The sequence below is a fragment of the Anaerococcus sp. HMSC068A02 genome, from assembly GCF_001811125.1.
Lineage (GTDB): Bacteria > Bacillota > Clostridia > Tissierellales > Peptoniphilaceae > Anaerococcus > Anaerococcus vaginalis_C.
The window spans coordinates 8,904-10,687 of sequence record NZ_KV803751.1; the positions used below are offsets into that span (position 1 = coordinate 8,904).

Annotated in this window: 1 protein-coding gene and 1 pseudogene; both read right to left on the reverse strand. The window is 31.1% G+C overall.

Annotation, left to right across the window (positions count from 1 at the left end):
• Positions 1–178: 178 nt before the first annotated feature.
• Positions 179–1,391 (reverse strand): annotated as a pseudogene (locus tag HMPREF2782_RS04470) (IS256 family transposase).
• Positions 1,392–1,481: 90 nt separating this feature from the next.
• On the reverse strand, positions 1,482–1,784 hold a 303-nt coding region (locus HMPREF2782_RS04475; RefSeq protein ID WP_070641171.1), incomplete at its 5' end, for a relaxase.

The window sequence follows — 1,784 nt, forward strand, 5'->3', positions numbered from 1 at the left end:
ATAATTTTGTGTATCAACCTAAATCCTGATATGAGGGTAAGGGTTGATACATTTTTTATGTATCAATATTTGTCCATTCCTATAGGAATGGAGCTTTACTTAATTTTACACAACTTTAATAAACTGTCAAATTTTCATGAAAATTCGCAGCCGATTTCATACTGAGTTTTTATCTTAATTAAAACCTCCCTTCAAAAAATATTGATAATTGTGATAATATTTGATCCCAGCCTCGTATTCTATAGGTCCACTTGCTTGAGGCATCTACCATTGCTAGATATAGACTTTTTTGTAGAGCATAGTCATTTGGAAATATGGTTTTATTTTTAGTTACTTTTCTTAGTTGCCTATTGAAGTTTTCCATGGCATTTGTTGTATATATTAGTTTTCTTATTCCTTCTGGATATTTAAAATATGTTGATAATTCTGCCCAGTTGTTTTTCCAAGAGCTTACACACATTGGATATTTTTTACCCCATTTTTCTTCAAAGATTCCTAGATTTGTTAGGGCTAAGTCTTCTGTTGGTGCCTTGTATACAGCTTTTAGGTCTTTCATTAGCTCTTTTATATCTTTGTAGGATACATATTTTGTTGAGTTTCTTATTTGGTGGATTATACATTTTTGAATTTCTGCTTTTGGATATACTGCTTCTATTGCTTGTGTGAATCCTGGGAGGTTATCTGTTGAAACTATCAGGATATCTTCAAGACCTCTTTCTTTTAGTTGGTTTAAGACTAGTAACCAGTATTTGCTTGATTCATTTTCTCCTACCCACATTCCTAGTATTTCTTTAAATCCTTCTAGGTTGTAGCCTAGGGCAATGTATACTGCTTTTTTGACTACTATGTTGTTTTCTCTTACGTGATAGTGTATGGCGTAGGAAGACCATAGGATAGATTTTTTCTAGAGGTCTATTTTGCCACTCTTCTATTGTTGGTAGGATTTTATTGGTTATTTTACTTACCATTGTTTCTGATATGCCAAAGCCATAAATATCTTTGATGTGACTTGATATGTCTCTTGTTGTCATTCCTTTGCCATACATTGATATTATTTGGTTTTCTATTTTTGATATGTCTTTTTCATATTTCTTTAATGATTGTGGTTCAAATGTTGCTTCTCTATCTCTTGGTATGTTTAAATCTATGTTGCCATATGATGATCTTACAGTTTTCTTGCTTGAGCCATTTCTTGTATTTAGGGATAGTGGCTTTTCACCGTATTCATAGTCTAAATGCTCATCTAATTCTGCTTTTAAAAGTTCTTCCATTGTATCGCCTAAAAGGTCTTTTAAAGCTTCTTGTATATCTTGTGCATTTTGAGGCTGATATTCTTCAATTAATATTTTTGCTATTTTGCTTCTTTTTGTTTCCGGTCTTTTTCTTGGCATAAAAATTCCTTCTGATTAGTTTTTACTTACCCTAATCAGGAGGTTTCTATACACAAAATTTTACACAGTCTTTTATCCGCTTATATCTTTTTATCTCTCCACTTCCTTTCCATAATAATTTTCATAGTTTTTCCTATACTGAACAAGGTCGGTAAATTGCTCTTTATTTAAAGAATACTCTTGCATAAGGGTATTCTTTTTTTCTTGCAATTCATCAAGTCTCGTTAATATTTCTTTTGTATTTGGTAGTTTTTTATAGTTTTCTAAAATTTCTTTAGCGGCTATTTTATAGACTGAAAGCTCACTATAATATTCTTCAGCGAATTGCTTATCTTCAGGATTTTTCTTGTGGTATTTATAGATTTCACGATACTTATTTATAGTATTTATATT